Source organism: Aeoliella sp. (genome assembly GCF_965227375.1).
Lineage (GTDB): Bacteria > Planctomycetota > Planctomycetia > Pirellulales > Lacipirellulaceae > Aeoliella.
The window spans coordinates 1,858,024-1,874,735 of the sequence record NZ_CBDDFX010000002.1 but is presented as its reverse complement, the minus strand read 5'-3'; the positions used below and the strand labels follow the sequence as shown (position 1 = coordinate 1,874,735).

The 16,712-nt window shown below is 63.0% G+C and carries 11 protein-coding genes; 5 read left to right on the top strand and 6 right to left on the bottom strand.

The features are described 5' to 3' along the window. The first annotated feature begins 20 nt into the window (after nt 1–20). Entirely contained in the window at nt 21–1,091 is a 1,071-nt protein-coding gene (locus ACQK2L_RS20455; protein WP_425398901.1) for a tRNA dihydrouridine synthase, read from the top strand. Here ACQK2L_RS20455 and ACQK2L_RS20450 read toward each other — a convergent pair. The 6 genes from ACQK2L_RS20450 to ACQK2L_RS20425 all read right to left on the bottom strand — a co-directional run bounded on the left by ACQK2L_RS20450 (nt 1,088) and on the right by ACQK2L_RS20425 (nt 11,505). Further along, a complete protein-coding gene (locus ACQK2L_RS20450; protein ID WP_425398900.1) occupies nt 1,088–4,906 on the bottom strand; it encodes a hypothetical protein in 3,819 nt (1,272 codons plus the stop codon). The two genes, ACQK2L_RS20455 and ACQK2L_RS20450, sit on opposite strands and share 4 nt — an antisense overlap. Before the next feature lie 157 nt (nt 4,907–5,063). Continuing rightward, a complete protein-coding gene (locus tag ACQK2L_RS20445) occupies nt 5,064–6,419 on the bottom strand; it encodes a GntP family permease (protein ID WP_425398899.1) in 1,356 nt (451 codons plus the stop codon). Between the two features lie 46 nt (nt 6,420–6,465). Continuing rightward, complete coding sequence (locus tag ACQK2L_RS20440; protein ID WP_425398898.1) at nt 6,466–7,656, bottom strand: sulfatase-like hydrolase/transferase; 1,191 nt, start codon at nt 7,654–7,656, stop codon at nt 6,466–6,468. 42 nt (nt 7,657–7,698) lie between these two features. Beyond that, nucleotides 7,699–8,484 carry a WecB/TagA/CpsF family glycosyltransferase gene (locus ACQK2L_RS20435; protein ID WP_425398897.1) on the bottom strand — a complete coding sequence of 262 codons (786 nt, stop codon included), beginning with the start codon at nt 8,482–8,484 and terminating at the stop codon, nt 7,699–7,701. After that, nucleotides 8,481–9,893 carry an O-antigen ligase family protein gene (locus ACQK2L_RS20430; protein ID WP_425398896.1) on the bottom strand — a complete coding sequence of 471 codons (1,413 nt, stop codon included), beginning with the start codon at nt 9,891–9,893 and terminating at the stop codon, nt 8,481–8,483. The genes ACQK2L_RS20435 and ACQK2L_RS20430 overlap by 4 nt, the downstream gene beginning before the upstream one ends. 109 nt (nt 9,894–10,002) lie before the next feature. After that, nucleotides 10,003–11,505: a GumC family protein gene (locus ACQK2L_RS20425; RefSeq protein ID WP_425398895.1), complete on the bottom strand. Its 1,503-nt coding sequence runs from the start codon at nt 11,503–11,505 to the stop codon at nt 10,003–10,005. Nucleotides 11,506–11,827: 322 nt separating this feature from the next. Between ACQK2L_RS20425 and ACQK2L_RS20420 the strand changes: the two genes are divergently transcribed. The 4 genes from ACQK2L_RS20420 to ACQK2L_RS20405 are packed head-to-tail and all read left to right on the top strand — an operon-like array spanning nt 11,828 to nt 16,608. Then, nucleotides 11,828–12,967, top strand: coding sequence for a GNAT family N-acetyltransferase (locus ACQK2L_RS20420; protein ID WP_425398894.1), 1,140 nt, complete (start codon nt 11,828–11,830; stop codon nt 12,965–12,967). A gap of 20 nt (nt 12,968–12,987) precedes the next feature. Continuing rightward, nucleotides 12,988–13,875, top strand: coding sequence for a polysaccharide deacetylase family protein (locus tag ACQK2L_RS20415; protein WP_425398893.1), 888 nt, complete (start codon nt 12,988–12,990; stop codon nt 13,873–13,875). Next, nucleotides 13,872–15,419: a lipopolysaccharide biosynthesis protein gene (locus ACQK2L_RS20410; protein WP_425398892.1), complete on the top strand. Its 1,548-nt coding sequence runs from the start codon at nt 13,872–13,874 to the stop codon at nt 15,417–15,419. The genes ACQK2L_RS20415 and ACQK2L_RS20410 overlap by 4 nt, the downstream gene beginning before the upstream one ends. After that, nucleotides 15,409–16,608 (top strand): glycosyltransferase, encoded by a 1,200-nt coding sequence (locus tag ACQK2L_RS20405; protein ID WP_425398891.1) that lies wholly within the window; start codon nt 15,409–15,411, stop codon nt 16,606–16,608. The genes ACQK2L_RS20410 and ACQK2L_RS20405 overlap by 11 nt, the downstream gene beginning before the upstream one ends. Nucleotides 16,609–16,712: the final 104 nt, after the last annotated feature.

The following is a 16,712-nucleotide window of genomic DNA, read 5'->3' as shown; positions in this document are numbered from 1 at the left end:
TCGTGCGAAAAAATAGAACCATGTCCGATTTACTTCCCACGCTCCGAATTGGCCCCATCGAACTGGATTTTCCCGTGGTCCAGGCGGCTCTCAGCGGCTACAGCGACTCGCCGATGCGCGTGATCGCCCGCCGCATGGGCGCGCCGTATACCATTTGCGAGGTGATGCTCGACCAGTTTCTCGTGAACTTCAAAGAGCGGAAGCGGACGAGCCATTTCCTGCACATCGCCGAGGAGGAACATCCTGTTGGCGGCCAACTGATGGGCGCGGAACCCGAGCAATTTGGCCCCGCCGCGTTGCGACTGGTAGAAGCTGGGTTCGATGTGATCGACATCAACTTCGGCTGCCCGGTGAAGAAGGTACTGGGTCGCTGCCGCGGCGGTTTCCACCTGAGCCAGCCCGAAGTGGCGCTAGAGATCGTCGAACGAGTCCGCGAAGCTGTGCCCGACGAGATTCCGGTGACCGTAAAGATGCGGCGCGGCATTGACGATACGCCGGAGAGCCGCGAGCAGTTCTTCGCCATCTTCGATGGCGCTTACGCACGCGGCGCGGCAGCTATCACGGTGCACGGGCGGACTGTCATGCAGCGGTACGACGGCCCGTCGCGGTGGGATTTCCTCCGCAACCTCAAGGCCCACGCCGGCGAGCGCGTGCTGCTGGGTAGCGGCGACCTGTTCACCGCACAGGCGTGCTTGGACATGATTCGCTACACCGGCGTCGACGGCGTGACCGTCGCCCGCGGAGCGATTGGCAACCCGTGGGTGTTTGCTCAAGCGCGAGCGCTCGCGCAGGGCGAGGCTCTGCCCGATCCGCCGAGTGTGTTTGAGCAGCGCGACGTGATTGCTGAGCATTATCGTTTGGCCGAGGAGACCTATGGCGCGGATCGCTGCTTGCCGACCATGAGGAAGTTCGCCATCAAGTATTCGAAGCTCCACCCCCAGCAGGACGAAGTGCGGCAGAACTTCTGCACTGTGAAACAGCCTGGCGCGTGGCGCGAGGTGCTTGAGCGCTGGTACGCAACCGACGACGCCGGTGTGCATCCCGAGGTGGACGAGCCAGCTCCGGTGATGGAACACGCAGGAGCCAGCTAGAACCGGAACCACCCCTTCACCCGATCGCTGAGCCGAGGTGTCGCTTCCGGCTCTTTGGGTTTAGGTTCGACAGGTGCGATCGCATCAGCCTCGGGCGTCTGGATTACCGGCAAGTGCTCCAGCACGAACCGCGACCAGTAGGAATCGAGCACGCTCAGGCATTCGGCGTATTGCTGCGCCTCGAGCGCCTTACGGGCACTCTTCACGTGCTGCACCAAGGCCAGCACTTTTTGGTTTGACTCATCGCGATAGATGTCCAGCGGATAGACTAACTCGTGCAGTTTCAGGTCGTCGACCCATACTTCACCCGAACCGGTCAATTCAATTCGAATCCGCATCTCACTTGTTGAATCGAGTGGCAAGTCTTCCACGCCGAATTGATACTTGCTCCACTCCTTGGCGGCGCTGTGCTCCTTGAGCTGCGCGGCCGACAAGGCGACGGGAGTGTGCCTGCCGGAATCTTCCACAATCAGCTTCAGCTGGGCGTCATCCGAGAGTTCGACGACCTTCACTTGCGCGGTGACCGCTATTTGTCCAGTTCCCGGAACAGGGAAGCTCAAGGTGGTGATGCTGGTCGCGGGACCGTCGCTCTTGATGACCGCCGCCCGTGAGCCATCGACACCTGGAGTGACGGTGGCAACACCGTCGCCACCCTGCCAACCGATAGCCACGCCCGCCGCGTCGACTTCTTCGAACGACGGGTTGGCGATTTCTTTGTACGTGGATAGCGTGATCGGCTTCAAGTCGCGACTTTCCAGTTCCTCGCACCGTTTGGCGAGCGTCTGCTGGACCGATGGATCGAGTTCTACCCGCACGCTGCTTGCCTCGACGCTGTCGGTTTCGAATCGCAATGCGCGAGATTCATAAGGGGCAAGCTTCACGCTCCAGGCGTGGGGGCCTTTGGAGTACAGGGTGGGTGTAGTGCTCTCGGTATCGGTGCTCATCGGCATGGCGGTTGTGCGCTGGCCCACGTCGAGTGTTACCGTCGCGGTTACCGGCCAAGGAGAATCGTTCGTCGCAATGGCCACCGCCTGACTGGGCGACTGGTAGACGCGGGCAACGACCGGCAGTTCCACTTTGGACTTCGCGCTTAGTGCGCCTGTGGCAGGCAAGCTGGCAAGCAACTCGAGCATCGCCCGCCGCCCGTCGCTGGCCAGCATTCCCGGTCCAACCGAGCCGCCCACGACCACTGGACCACCTGCGTCGTGCTGTGTAACAGCAGCCAGCGGCAGACCAGCACCGGCTCCGAGCAAATCGAATGCGATCGGTGTCGTCGGGTGGCGTGCCGCAACGAACTCGGCACCTTCCGGTTCGGCTACCGGCGCGGTGTGATGCCAAACTACCACTCCATGCGGCTTATCAATGGAGGACTTCGACGCCTGAGCATTCAACTCCAACGCTCGGGCGGCATCGGTCAACTTCAGCCCGGTGGTTTGATGCCACACGGTTGCCGACTCGATACTCGCCATTCCGCGCAGCGCGGCAACATCGATACATCGCTCCATGTAGATCTCTTCGAGTCGCCGCTCGCCGACCAGTGTGGGCCGCACGTCCAGCTCGCGCATCTCGCACAACTGGCTTGTCTCGATCCAGAGCTTGGCCTCCCCAGGCACGATGGCGACGACGTCACTGAGCCTTTGGATCGCGCTGGTTGACTCCTCGGCTCGCTGAGCAATCCAAGCCTTGCGAGCCGCGGCGTCCGCGAGCATCACGCGCGGGTCGCCGCACCAGAGCTTGAGCGTTTCGGGGCTCGCTTCAATGGTTTTGGCGAGCTTGGCCAGACGCGCTCGGCTGAGTCCATAGCTCGCCGGGGGCGACGCTAAGTAGCTGTCGGCCGAGAAGTCGAGAGCCACTCCTGCGAACGCGGGGTACTCGGCGCACTGCTGGGTGAGTCGCGCTAAGATCGACTCGATCTCGGCCGCCACGTCGGGATGCGACAAACGGTAGTGATCGGGTTGTGCTACTGCCAACTCGGGCAGCACCACGCTGCGTCGACGCCCCGCCGTATCGGTCCAGATGGGGTACTCATCGAGCGTTTTGTATTTCTGCTGCCGGAGGTTCGCTTCGATGGCAGGAAGGCTACTGTTCAGTCGCAACGATGGCGTCAGGCGAAGTCCTCGTCGCGAGAAGATGCGAGCCATCAGCTCGGTGGGATTGATAGCCGGCAGGTCGGTGCCAGTCATCAGGCAACTGGTGTTGAGGATCGGCAGCGACTGACCGTTGCCCAGGTCGAACGCAGCGCTGCCGCCATTCATCACGCCGACGACCGCACCGTTGTAGCCCGACAGTTCAAGCAGGGCGGCGGTGCGTTCGGCCATTTGATAGAACGTCAGCAGGTCGTCCACCGGCATGCGACCATCGGCGTTGGGCACACGCACTGCGGTGCGATCGATCAACGACTGCCATCCGAACGAGGCGGCCACCATGCGCCCTCGATCTTCCAGCCTGGGCGGATCGCCTTGGCCACGCTCGGCGACACGTAGTCGGATGCGACCGTACCGCCCGGTGGTGTCCTGGCGTACGTTTTCAATCACCACCACGGGCGTGCGGGTGCGTGGCCAAAACAGGTAGCGGCTGTTCTCGGTAGGAGAGCCATCCTGCCCGGCCAGTTGATCGTCGACCACTACGCCGGCGCCGGTTCCATTGGGCACGAGCTTGCCCGCGGAGTTGTACTCATAAACGCGAATGGCCAGCTGTTGGGCGTGACTGGTAGGAAGTTCAACCTCCACCACGTGCGGCTTGCCTGGTTGGGCAGCGGGCAGCGGGTAAGCTTGCCACGTGGGACGCTTTGGCCGACTGGCCGAAAGCTGCACCAATGTGCGCCCGGCCATGTTCGTGGTGCGAGACTCTTCGCTACCCATCGGGCCGTTGCCCAGGTTTGTGAGTCGATCGAGTCGCGTCCATTCCGATAACCGGCTGTACCACTTGGGGTTGGCCGGGTCGATTTCTACCGTGGTTCGCCAGGTGCCGCCCGCAAAGTGGTCGTTCGTGGTTTCGCCTAGCACCACCACTTGAAACGTGCGTTGCGCCAAACGGGTGCCGGTAGGTGTCTTCCATAGCCGCACGCTGTTGCCCGGCGGAGTGCTGGCGGTGAGCCGGATGGAGTACACCCCATCGACCATTGGCAGCGGAATCTCGACGGGCACATTCGCGTAGCCATCGACCGGCAGGGCCACCCGGGTGGTGTGCTCCCACTCACGCTGACCACCGCGATCACGAAACAACTCGGCCGACAAGTCGATCGCGCCGCCCGGCTCCAGATCGGCAATCGCCGGGGTGACCTGCATCCGCAGAGTCTCGCCCGGATCGCAGACCAAGGAGTCTCGTCCCAGGTCGACGCGCAGTGCATCGTCCTGCAAGCGATGGACCACCAGCGTGGTAGACGACTCGCTCGCACCGCTGGAAAGAGTGCTCCGCCGCGTGTCGCGCATCAACTCGGCAAGCGGAATCTCCACCAGATTCGACTGCTCTTGGCCTTCGGCACGTAGCTCGATTCGTAGTGTCGCGTCGAGCGGAGCGCGGGCGGTGCAGTCCAATCCGTCGAAAGTGCGCGGGCGAGGCTGGAACACTAGGACCTCGCCGTCTTCGGTCCAGATGCTACCGGGCGTGTCACGTTCGCGGCCTAGCAACTGTACTTCGGCCAGTTCGCCTCCGGCAACCGAAAGCCGCCCCGACCATCGCACCGGCGCCGCGCTGGCCCACACCACACGCACGCGCATAGTAGGAGTCGCGGCCTCGGGCGGCGCAGCCAGCAGGGACGTTGGGGCGCACGTCATCGCCACAAGCAAGAGGCTGGCCCACCATCGGCGGGGCATCGAATTCCATTTCTTATCAATCAGCACGGGACATCCTTGTCCACGTCGGCGACAGCAAAAAGCTGTAATTTGGCTGGCGGAGTGTACTTACGATCGACAGATAGCACCAGAGCGATTCCGTGCTAGCGATCAAGTCTCCCGTTCATTCTCAATATCGTCATTGGGCAACAGATCCCCCGGGCCAAATCGTTGCTAGCACCAGTGTTGTCGCCATGCCCGCCACGCCCATCAGGGCGGTCAGCGGCACCCAGGTGGTGAGGCCTTCCTCTTCGGTCAGGCGGCCCATGCGGCAGAACAGCCAGAAGCCGCTATCGTTCAGCCAACTGGTAATCATCGCGCCCGAGCCAATCGCCGTGCAGAAGTACACCGGATGAATGCTGAGTTCGGCGTCTTGGAGCATGGCAGCCACCATCGCGCTGCCGGTCGTAATGGCAACCGTAGTCGACCCTTGCGCACATTTGATGAGCGATGTCATGAAGAACGCGATCCACAACATGGTGAAGCCCATCGACGACGAGTCGGATTGAAACAACTCCTGGATGGCATCGCCGACTTGTGCTTCCCTCAGGGTTTTTCCAAAGGCGCCGCCGGCTGCCGTGATCAAAACGATGCCGCCTGCACTGACGACGGCTTGTTCAATTAGCGCCGACACTTCACTTCGATTGGGCCGTTGCACCCACCAGTACACACACAGGGCCGAAATCGCCGACAAGAGAAGTGCCACGTTGGGATTCGCCAAAAAGGTCATCCACGCTGGAAACTCACCCACCTGGGGCTCCAGGAATTCCGGCGCGGCGATCAGGCCGACCGGCAACATGATGGGAAGCCCTGCCAGAAACAGGTTCGGTCGCTTGCGCTCTTCGGCACTGCTGGCAAGTTCGATATCGTCGAGCTCAATCTCCCGCGTCATCCGGCGGTCGCGCCACGCGGCGAACGCCAGCCCAGTGAGCGTCATCGGCACCGACACCACTCCGCCGACCAACATCAACAGGCCAACGTCGACACCGAGTTTATCAGCCATGAACAGCGGTCCGGGCGTGGGTGGCACCATCGTATGGGTGACCGCACCGCCAGCGCCGATCGCCAGCAGGTACCGCAGATAGCTCCGCCCCGTACGGCGGTACATCGATTTGGCTAGCGGGAACAGCAGATAGAACACCGTGTCGAAAAACACCGGCACCGACAGCACAAACCCGCTAGCGGCCATCGCCCCCGCGCCGCGTGACTCGCCAAACAACTTGAGCGACGCCTCGACGATGCGATCGGCCGCTCCGCTGGCGACCAGCAGACTGCCGATGACCGCGGCCAAAGCGATCGCGATGCCAATGCCGCCAGCGGTATCGCCAAATCCTGTGGCGACGTCTTCCGCCGCCTTGGCAGTCACGCCCGACGAAAGCACGCTGACCACTAGCGCAGCAACAATGAGTCCCAAGAACGCATTGAGCCGTAGCCACAGAATAGTGACCAGCACCACGGCGACGCCGATCAAGAGAATCCAGAGTGGGCTGAGCATACGTATTCAATAGCGAGAAAGAGGAGAGGACGAAGAGACAGAGCACTCAACTGTCCGGCGGAGCGTGCAGATCCACCTCGGGTAACTCCAGCCGATGCCACGCCTCGCCCTCGGCGATGACTGCATCGATCGATTGGCTCAACACGGCGAATGCTTCCAGTTCCGAGGGACAGAGCGACGCCACGTCATTCGCTTGCCACAAGTCGTCGGGTTGAACATACAGTTCGGCAGCTTCGCCGCCGGCCGTGGTTACCCAGGCCCATTCGTCCGTTTCGACGTAACGGGATGATTCGGAGACTCCAGCGGCTACTGTTCTCTCGACTAGCTCCAGAGCTTGGCCCTTCGCAAGGTGGCTAACGAGCTGGTACAAGTCGGAGGTCTGCACGAGTCCCGCGTGGCGACGAAGCGGGGCGATCTCGGGACTGCGGACCATTAGCGGCACGTGGAACAGTTCGCGGTACGCCGGTCCCGTGATACCGAGTTGGCCATGCTCGCCGAGGGCATACCCTCGCGCACCAGCCAGTACCAATGTCACCGGCAGTTCGGGCCAGAGTTCCGCTAGTAGACCATCGAGCGCCCCCAACGAGCGATCGAGCGCCATGACTTGCACCGCGTAGCGGCAGCCGGCCAGGAACGCTTCGTCCGCGCCTGCGTCGCCAGCGGCGATTTCGCCTTTGGCTGGTTCGATGGAAGGAGCGAGTTCGGGATCGTCCTCGTCGCGCAAGCTCTCGGCCAACTCGGTCGGTGCATCCCACGGGCCCGTCATGCCGCGCAAGTGAATCCACAATAGCCGCGGCTGCTCGTACTCGGCCGACCACTCGCCCAACACGTCGGCCGCCGCTTCAATCGTCAGGCCCATCGCGGTGTCGAACACCTCAGCGGCGGGCTGGGTGGCTTCTAGTTCCAGCAGGGTGACGTGTTCAAATGCCTCGCAATGGGGCAGCTCGGCCACGCTTGGGTCGTCGGTAACTAGGTGGCAGAGGTAACCTTGCTCGGTGAGTTCGTCTATCAGCGAACGACTTGGGCTTGCCAATGGAGAGAGCGCGTGGCGTGCGGACCATAGCGCATCGTACACGTCGCTCAGATTGGTCGACTCTCCGAGCACGCGGTCAAAAACGAGCGACTCGCTGGCCAGATAGTCGAGCGCGGGCGTCTCGTACGACGTATTTCCATATGCGCCGAGCGATCTGGCGCGGAGTCCGTCGATCACTAGCACTATCATTACCCGGCTGTTCATCCGACCGAGTATAGAGTGCCGCCGACGCCGCCGAAAGGTTTGCTAAACGCTGCCCGCGCGTCGCCACTCGCGCCACACCAGTTGCGGGAACACCAGCGCGTCGGTCGCGTAACGCCGCAACAGACGGCGCGGCTCGGTGGCCAGGCGGTGGAACCACTCGAGCCCCAACCGCTGCAGCCACACCGGCGAACGCTTCTTCTCGCCCGCCAGAAAATCGATGGTGGCCCCGGCGCAGAGCGCCACCTTGGCGTCCAATTGCTCGTGGTGCTTGGCCACCCACAGTTCCTGCTTCGGAGCGCCGAGCCCCACGACCAACAAGTCGGGCTTGGCAGCCGCCACGGCATCGATGGCTGCCTGATTGGCTTCTGAGTCGTGCTCGAAGCCGAGCGGCGGACAATGCGTGCCGACGATTTCGACGCCCGCGTAGTTTTCGTGAATGTTCGCCGCAGCTCGCTCCGCCACACCGGGCCCAGCGCCTAGCAGAAACACCCGCAGCGGCCGCTCGGAATCGGCGGCAGCCGCCAACACGCTGGGCACCAGATCGCTGCCGGCGACGCGTTCGGGCAGGGCTTGTCCCAACAGTCGCGAAGCGCCGACGATCGGCGCGCCGTCGGCCAGCACCATCGCCGCGCCGGCGTAGGACAACTGCAGTGGCACGTTGTGCGATAGCTGCACCGCGTGATCGACGTTCGGCGTCACCACGTATCGGCACGACTCGCCGCGCGAGTCGCGGCACCAATCCATCACGCGATCGGTCGCCCCGCGGAGCGTGACGCGATCGATCTTCATTCCGAACAGCGAGACGTGGGAAACAGACGATGGTTTCATGACGAGCGTAGCAAAGGGGAAGGAGTAGGAATCAGGGGAGCAACCGCAGTGGGTTGTTTCACGGTTGCGCGACTGGTGACTTGTTCGGCCGTTGCAACGCACAGTCCGGCCACCAGGAACAGCAGCACCTGGTCCTGGAAGATGAGGCTCAGGTCGTGGAACATAGCCGAAGGCAAGTACACGGCCACCACCGCCAGCAGCAATCGGCCCATCTGCTGCGTGGCAATCGAGTGACCTTCTCCCAACGCCATGCGCGCGCCGATGGCGATCCAGCCGCAAAGCATCGCGACGAACGCCACGATGCCCACCAAGCCGGTTTCGGTCCACAGGCCGAGGAACGTGTTGTGGTGATGTAGGCCGCGAATTGACTCGAGTTCGAACGACTGTGAACGATCGGCCAGATAGGGGAGCTTCTGATCATAGAAACGCCCGAAGCCTACGCCGGTGAGCGGGTGATCGCAAATCATGTGGTACGACACGTATGCGAACGCGGTACGCTGCTGTACCGAGTGCTGCGAAACCTGCCCAGAGTCCTCGCGGTTGAGGTTCAACACCAACGACCACGCGGCCACGGCGGCCACCGCGCCAACGGCCATGGTGCCGAACGCCACTGGCAGGCGAAGACGCCGCGGCGCCATAGCCACTAACATCACAAAGCCACTCAGCGCGAGGCCGATCCACACGCTACGCGTGAACGTGAACAAGATCGCCACGACCATCAGGCCCATCGCCGCAAGCAGCGCGAGTTGCCAACCACGCGAGACGCGCGGTCGCAACGTCCAGGCAGCCCACATCGATATGGCTAAGTAGTTGCCAAGGCTTACCGAGTTGAGCGCCGGCCCGCGAGCGCGGCCGAAGTGAGTGCCGAGTTCGGGGTCGGTAATGTACTTGGGGAACACGGCCCACCAGGCGCCGACAAGTTCGGCACAAGCAGTCAGCGCCAGGTACGTTCCCAGCGCGGCCAGCGTCGCGAGCACCACGGTCGTCGTACGCGTCGACAGCGGAGTGAGGCGCACGCACAGGTACAGCATCGCGGGCAGCCAGAAGGCGAACAGTAGTCGGAAGTAGGGCGAGGTGGGCAGTTCGACGCCGGAGCCCATGTTGCTGGCGATGCAGCTCACCGTGAGCCAGCCTAGCAGGGCAATGATCGCCCAGTCGACCGGTAGCGGTCCCTGCCAGGTGATCCGCCCTTGCCAGGCGCGAATCGCAACTACCGCCACTAGCAGCACTAGCAGCAAGCGATCGATCGTCAGCGGCAACGGACCGAGGTGCAGGTTCCAGAATTCGTGGCCGAAGACGTATCCAACTGCTACAGTCGCCACCGCCACGCCCACTGGCGAAAGCCAACGGAACACTATAACACTCCACACCAGGAGCACGGCGGCGGCGACGAGCAGTACGACGGGCATGACTGGTTCAAGAGGAGAAAAGCGGCGGCTGAGCCGGTGAAAAATCGGCCGAGACCGATCTTTCAAGCGTAGCTCACAAACGGCGGTCGCGCGGGGCGGCTTTTGCCCGTTACCGCACGCCAACTCGCTGGCGGGCGTCGAATCCCGTGGCGATGGCGCCCGCGAGCGTCGATGCCGGTCGGGCGTAGCCAAAACTCTCGTTTCGCACCGAAGGCTGGGCTGCGGGAGTTTCCTGCGGAACCGCATCAAGTTCGGCTTCCGTCTGCGACTTCGGACCATGCTTCAGGAAGACAATCCCCAGCCCCAAGAGCAAACCAAACAAGCCACCCGCGGCGACAACGGTCGAACGGCCGGGACCAACCGGCTTCAGGCCGCTTTCCACGTCGTCGATGCGCGACAGCACACTCGCACTCTGGGCACCGGCCAACTGCACTTCGGCGTCGGCCAAACGAGTTCGAGCGGCATCGACCAACGCGGTCTGGTTGTCGACAGCCGCTACCAACTTGGCGTACGCCGCGCGGTGCTGGGCCAGGTTCTTCTGCGACTGGTGGTTGTTGTTCAATCGCGATTGCAAGGTCTCTGCCCGTTGTTGTCCGAGTTCCAATTCGATCTCCAAACCACGGATGGCGGAGGCCAATTCGCTATGCAATTGTTGGCGAACCTGCGATTCCGCTTCTTTGGCGGCGATCACGAACGGGTGCTCGGGGGCCAGCTTGCCGAGCAAGCGGGCGGTCTTCAATTGGGCATCAACAAGTCCTTGCTTCAATCGATCCACCGCTGGCTGCGACGTAAGCAACGAGGCCGGCGTGGCAACCAGTTTCGCGGGATCGCTTTGAGCGTCGCGAAGCACGGTCAGCAGCTTCTCGCTGCGGCTACGCTCGGCTTCGTTCGCTCGGATCTCGGCCATAATGGCAATATTATTCTGCGACGATTCGCTCGCCCCGCCGATCGGGTTGATCAAGTTACGCAAGTCGACCAGATCGGCGCCGATGCTGACCTCGAACTTCGAGAGCTCGGCGATCTTCGTTTCCAGATCGCGCTCTGCCTGGTCGGCACCTTCTTCCAACTCCGCAATCATGCTGTCGGCCTGGTTCTCGCGAATTTCCTTGGTGCGTGTCTCCAGTGCTTCGGCCAGGCTGGTCGTGAGTGCCGCAGCACGCTGGGGGTCCTTATCCAACACGCCCAGGTAGAACACCTCGGTCTTGCCGAACTCGGCGCCGCCGGGCGGGGTCATGACCATTGCGTCGCGGAAGTCGGCCACGTCCTGTGCGGTGGGCCATTGGCCTTTGCCGAACCACGAACTCTCGGGGCCGACCTTTTCCAGCGTGGCGGTCACCACGGTCTTACTGCGAGCCAATTCTAGCAACGTTTCCTGCAAGGTTTTCATTTCCGAAAGGTCGGAGAACTTACCAAGCCGTCCGCCCGCGAGGCTGGCGGCTTCGGGACGTACCAACAGGCCTTGGGTCGCCTTCCATTTGCGCGGCATGACCAGCGCGTAGCAGCCAGCGAGCACGGCGGCCGCGAGCATCGACGCGATCCATACACGGCGATGGCGGGTGACGAGTTCGAACAGCTCTCGGGGCGAAAGACCTTGGACGGCGGGGCGTTGCATGGTGATTTCTCTGCGGGGCAGGGCAGTCGTGAAGAGGACGCAGCGTTATCAATGGCAATCACCGTGCCATGAACCGCGAATGGAGCGAAACCCGATAGAACAGGGCGAAAATGGCCGCAATTTGCCAAAGCGTGCATTCTGCACGCCTGCGATGGCTGTGGCGATCGATCAACGTGTGGTGTTTTCGCCACACGCGGCGCGGCCGAGTATTTGGCGCATCCGGAAACCCGGGCGGTGCGAGTTGAAACACCCTGTGGCTAAGGCAAACTTCTCTACCGGCTATAGACCTTGCCGTGTACGCCCCGCATCCGGATTCTTCGCAGTGAACCTTCAAGTACAAACCATCGACCGCCTCGACGACCTCCACTCACTGCGCGCCGCGTGGGAGCGGTTGGACGGCGGGGTGGTGTTTCGCTCGTTCGATTGGCTCACCACTTGGTGGCAGTACTACCAGCGGTCGCAGCGCGAGCGGCTTGCGGTGGTTGTGGTGCGCGACACCAGCCGCCCTACCGATTCGCAAGTAATAGCCATCGCGCCGTGGTACGCTGAATCGACCCGCGCGCGGGGCACCGTGATGCGTTGGCTTAGCAGTGGCGAGGTGTGCAGCGACCACCTCGGCGTGCTGTGCGAGCCTGACGCCGAGCGGCGCGTCGCCAAGCACTTGGCCGCGCATCTTGCTGAGGCGGACAATTGGAATCGGCTGGAACTGGACGCCCTCGACGCTGACGACTCGATGATGGAGCTGTTCGCTACTGAACTGCAGTCGCGCGGCTGCCGGCACATGAGCCGTCCAGAAGGGCAATGCTGGGCGATCGATTTGCCAAGCAGTTGGGACGAGTTCCTGGCCATGCAGTCCAAGTCGCACCGCAAGCAGCTGCGACGCACTGGCGACCGCGTGCTGGAATCCGGCGCGGCCACGTGGCACACCGTGACCTCCGAATCGGAACTCGACACCGCTTGGCCAATGTTCGTCGACCTGCATCAACGCCGGCGGAACAGCCTGGGCGAGCCGGGGTGCTTTGCCTCGCCCAGGTTTAGTGCGTTCCACGCGGCCGTGGCTCGCAAACTGTTGGTCAACGACCAACTGCGACTTGGCTGGATCGAAATGGACGGCGCGCCGCTGGCCGTGGAATACCACTTCGCCGGCCCCACGGCCACCTACGCCTATCAGGCGGGCTTCGATCCCGAGCGAGTCGATCAGAACCCGGGCCGGTTGTCCTGCATTTCGGCCGTGAAACAAGCGATCGACGCTGGCCACACCAAGTTCGACCTGCTGCGGGGCGACGAACCGTATAAAGCTCACTGGCGAGCGAAGCCGCACGCGACTTATCGGTTGCGTGTGCTCGCGCGGTCGCACTCGTCCAACTGGCTCGCGCAGACCGCCGACCTGGCCGAGTCGATGGCCGGGGCGCTCAAGGCGGGACTACGACCGCTGGTCTCGCCGACTCCCACCACGCACTGACGAAAGCACCTGAAGGACTCATGAATCTCGCCCGGCGACTGCTGCTTAGCACTTATTATCACGCCACGACACCGTGGCGGCTGGCGATGGACCGCTTGCGCCGTGCTAGCAGCAACGAACCGGTGCAGATCCTGTTTTACCACCGCGTGGCTGACGATCACGACAACCCGTGGACCATCGGCTCGCGCGCCTTTGAGGAGCAAATCGACTACCTGGTTGATCGCTTCGACGTGGTTTCGCTCACCGAAGCGCAGCGGCGGATCCTCGGCGGCAAGAACCGCAAACCCACGGTCGCCATCACGTTCGACGATGGCTACGCCGACAACATGCACTTCGCGATGCCGCTCTTAGTGCGCCGCAACCTGCCGTTCACTTACTTTGTCACGTCCGACAACATTCACAGCGGCGAGCCGTTCCCGCACGACCGGCAGCTAGGTGTGCCGCTCGCGCCGAACACGGTGGGCGACATCCGCGAACTCGCCCAGCAGGGCGTGGAAATCGGGGCGCACACGCGCACGCATGCCGATTTGGCGAAGCTGGACCACTCTCAACTTGTGGACGAAATCGTCGGCTCCAAGCAAGACCTCGAAGACATCACTGGCCAGCAGGTGCGGTACTTCGCCTTCCCTTATGGGCAGCCGAGGAACCTCTCACCTGAGGGATTTAGCGTCGCACAGGAAGCCGGGTTCGCCGGCGTGTGCTCGGCGTACGGGGGCTACAACTTCCCGGGCGGGGATCCATTCCACTTGGAGCGATTCCACGGCGACCCCGACTTTCTGCGGTTCCGCCATTGGCTGAGCGTCGACGGCGTAAAGCAAATTCGAACTCCTTCGTTCGATCCGGAACTGCCGGATGCGGAGCGCTCGGTCTACGACGCTTTGGCCGCCGAGGTGGAGTTGAGTCGATGACTAATCCCTCCACGAAGCAGCAATCGCCGGTCCGCCCCGACACACTGCTCGCCAGCGTGATGGTGCTGCTGATAGTAAACCTGGTGCAGCGGAGCATCGGCTTCGGCCGGGGCGTGCTGTTTTGCCGGTGGCTCGATCCCGATTCGCTGGGACATTGGGACATGGCCCTAGGATTCCTGATGCTGGCCGCCCCATTGGCGGTGCTGGGACTGCCCGGCTCGTTCGGCCGCTACCTAGAGCGATTCCGTCGGCGGGGACAACTGAAGACTTTCCTGCGGCGCACGTCATTGTGGACCGCCTCGTGCACGCTAGTGGCATTCGCCGTGTTGGCCATCGGACGCCGTCCGTTCGCCTACCTGGTTTTCGGCGATTCGTCGGAGCAGTGGCTGTTGCTCCTGGTCGCGTGCGTGCTGGTGGCAGTGATCCTGCATCACTTCCTCGAAGCGGTGTTCGCCGGCTTGCGCGTGTTCCGCGTGGTGTCGGCGATGCAGTTCGCCCAAAGTATGCTGTTCGCGGCGATCTCGCTTACGCTGCTCTGCACCTGGCGTTGTGACTCCTGGAGCGTGATCGTCGGCTACGGCACCGCGTGCCTGGCGTCGGCCATCGGCGTGCTAGTGTGGTCGCAGCGGCGACATTGGTCGGACGCGGCCGCCGCGGCAGCCGAACCTCATCGCGAGTTCTGGCCACCGCTGTTGCAATTCGCCGTATGGGTGTGGGCGACCAATCTGTTGGCGAACTTGTTCTCAGTGATCGACCGCTACATGCTGGTGCACTACAGCGGCTTGCCGGCCGAGCAGTCGATGGCCCTGGTGGGACATTACCACACGAGCATGTTGGTGCCGGTGATCTTGATATCGGTGGCCAACCTGCTAGTAGGCGCGATGACACCGCACTTGAGTCACGATTGGGAAGTGGGCGATCGCCAGAGCGTGTCGCGACGCTTGAACCTGACGCTGAAGCTCGGCTTCCTGGGAATGTTCGCCGCCGGTATCGGCGTGCTGATGTTCTCGCCGGTGTTGTTCCGCGTCGCATTCGAAGGCAAATACAGCGAGGGCCTCGCGGTGCTGCCGTGGGCGCTGGCCTCTTGCGTGTGGTTCAGCATGCTGTTGGTATCGCAAACCTACGTGTGGTGCGCCGAGAAAACACGTCACGCAACGCTGCCGCTGGCAATCGGTTTGGTGGGCAACGTGGTGCTGAATCTGCTGCTGTTGCCGCGCTACGGGCTGCAAGGTGCGGTGATGGCCACCGCGTTGGCGACCATGCTGGCCCTGGTGGCGCAGTTGCTGGTGAACCGACGACTCGAAATGCAACTCGACCGTGGCAGCTTACTCTTGGTCGCCACGCCGCTGGGGCTCTCGCAAGGATTGCCTACGGCGCTAGCGTGGGGCGGGCTGATTGCACTGGCGGCGGTGGCCACGCCGTGGATTTTTACCACGGGAGAACGAACCGAGATCGTCACGCTGGTCCGCGAGCGCGTCGGGCGGTGGATTCCTGGACTCAAACCAACCCTGGCAGGCGAAGGATACCCGATCGATGGCCGCTAAGCTCTCCCCCAAAACCGAGCCGCTGCGCGTGATGTTCCTGGTGACCTCAATGCCGGTCGGCGGCGCCGAGACGCTACTGGTGAACCTCGTGCGGCGACTCGATCGCACGCGCATCGAGCCCGAACTTGTCTGCTTGAAGGAGCGCGGGCCGCTGGGCGAAGAGTTAGCGGGCGAGATTCCCGTCCACTCCGAGTTGATCCGGCACAAATTCGACATCGCGGTGCTTCCGTGTTTGCGCCGGTTGTTCCGCGAGCGACGCATCGACGCGGTGGTGACCGTGGGCGCCGGCGACAAGATGTTCTGGGGGCGGCTGGCCGCGCGCACTGCCGGCGTGCCGGTTGTTTGTTCGGCGCTGCACAGCACTGGCTGGCCCGACGGCGTCGGGCGGCTCAATCGCATGCTCACGCCTATCACCGACGCGTTCATCGCAGTGGCCCGACCGCATGGCGAGTACCTGGTGGAGCACGAGCGATTCCCGTCCCACAAAGTGGTCGTGATCCCTAACGGCGTCGACACCGATCGGTTCGCGCCGGGCGCGGAGGTTGATTTGCTCCGCGAGCAACTCGGCATTGGCCCAGTGTCGCCCGTGGCAGCGATCGTCGCGGCATTGCGGCCAGAAAAGAATCACGAGATGTTCCTCGAAGTTGCCCGCCGAGTGCGGCGTGATCTGCACGACGCGCACTTCCTGGTCGTTGGCGATGGCCCGCAGCGGGCGAGGCTCGAGCAACTGGCGGCCGAACTCGAGATTGCTCCTTACGTGCACTTCCTGGGCACGCGCAGCGACATTCCCGATCTACTGAACGTGGCGGACGTGAACGTGCTGGCTTCGCACAACGAGGCAAACCCTGTTTCGATCCTCGAAGCGATGAGCACCGCCACGCCGACCGTGGCGACCGACGTTGGTTCGGTGGGCGAGTCGGTACTCGATGGTGAGACCGGTTTCCTGGTGCCCGCAGGCGACGTCGACCAGATGACCAGCCGCGTGGTGCAGCTTCTGAGCGATCCCCTCCTGCGCGGCAACTTGGGCGAGTACGCCCGGCAGTTGGTGTGCGAGCGGTGGTCGCTGGACGTGATGGTCGGCGGTTACGAAGACCTGCTCGAGAGCCTGTGGCAGCGGAAGATGGGTCGCCGGATCGCACGGGCCAGGGCGGCTCGTGAGTCAGAATCGACCGAACCGGCCATGGTTTGAGCGGCTTGGGACAGTCCATTTCTGCCACTCGCAGTGCCCGCCCGGCGTGAGCATAATGGAAGGACCACCACGGAGCCCGCCCGCCTACGACCTTTTGCATTCGC

Excerpts from the sequence above, each read along its gene's own strand:
- ACQK2L_RS20405 (WP_425398891.1), top strand. The coding sequence starts at position 15,409 with ATGGCCGCTAAGCTCTCCCCCAAAACCGAGCCGCTGCGCGTGATGTTC.
- ACQK2L_RS20435 (WP_425398897.1), bottom strand. The coding sequence starts at position 8,484 with ATGAAACCATCGTCTGTTTCCCACGTCTCGCTGTTCGGAATGAAGATC.
- ACQK2L_RS20440 (WP_425398898.1), bottom strand. The coding sequence starts at position 7,656 with ATGAACAGCCGGGTAATGATAGTGCTAGTGATCGACGGACTCCGCGCC.
- ACQK2L_RS20430 (WP_425398896.1), bottom strand. The coding sequence starts at position 9,893 with ATGCCCGTCGTACTGCTCGTCGCCGCCGCCGTGCTCCTGGTGTGGAGT.
- ACQK2L_RS20410 (WP_425398892.1), top strand. The coding sequence starts at position 13,872 with ATGACTAATCCCTCCACGAAGCAGCAATCGCCGGTCCGCCCCGACACA.
- ACQK2L_RS20450 (WP_425398900.1), bottom strand. The coding sequence starts at position 4,906 with ATGCCCCGCCGATGGTGGGCCAGCCTCTTGCTTGTGGCGATGACGTGC.
- ACQK2L_RS20445 (WP_425398899.1), bottom strand. The coding sequence starts at position 6,419 with ATGCTCAGCCCACTCTGGATTCTCTTGATCGGCGTCGCCGTGGTGCTG.
- ACQK2L_RS20425 (WP_425398895.1), bottom strand. The coding sequence starts at position 11,505 with ATGCAACGCCCCGCCGTCCAAGGTCTTTCGCCCCGAGAGCTGTTCGAA.
- ACQK2L_RS20455 (WP_425398901.1), top strand. The coding sequence starts at position 21 with ATGTCCGATTTACTTCCCACGCTCCGAATTGGCCCCATCGAACTGGAT.
- ACQK2L_RS20415 (WP_425398893.1), top strand. The coding sequence starts at position 12,988 with ATGAATCTCGCCCGGCGACTGCTGCTTAGCACTTATTATCACGCCACG.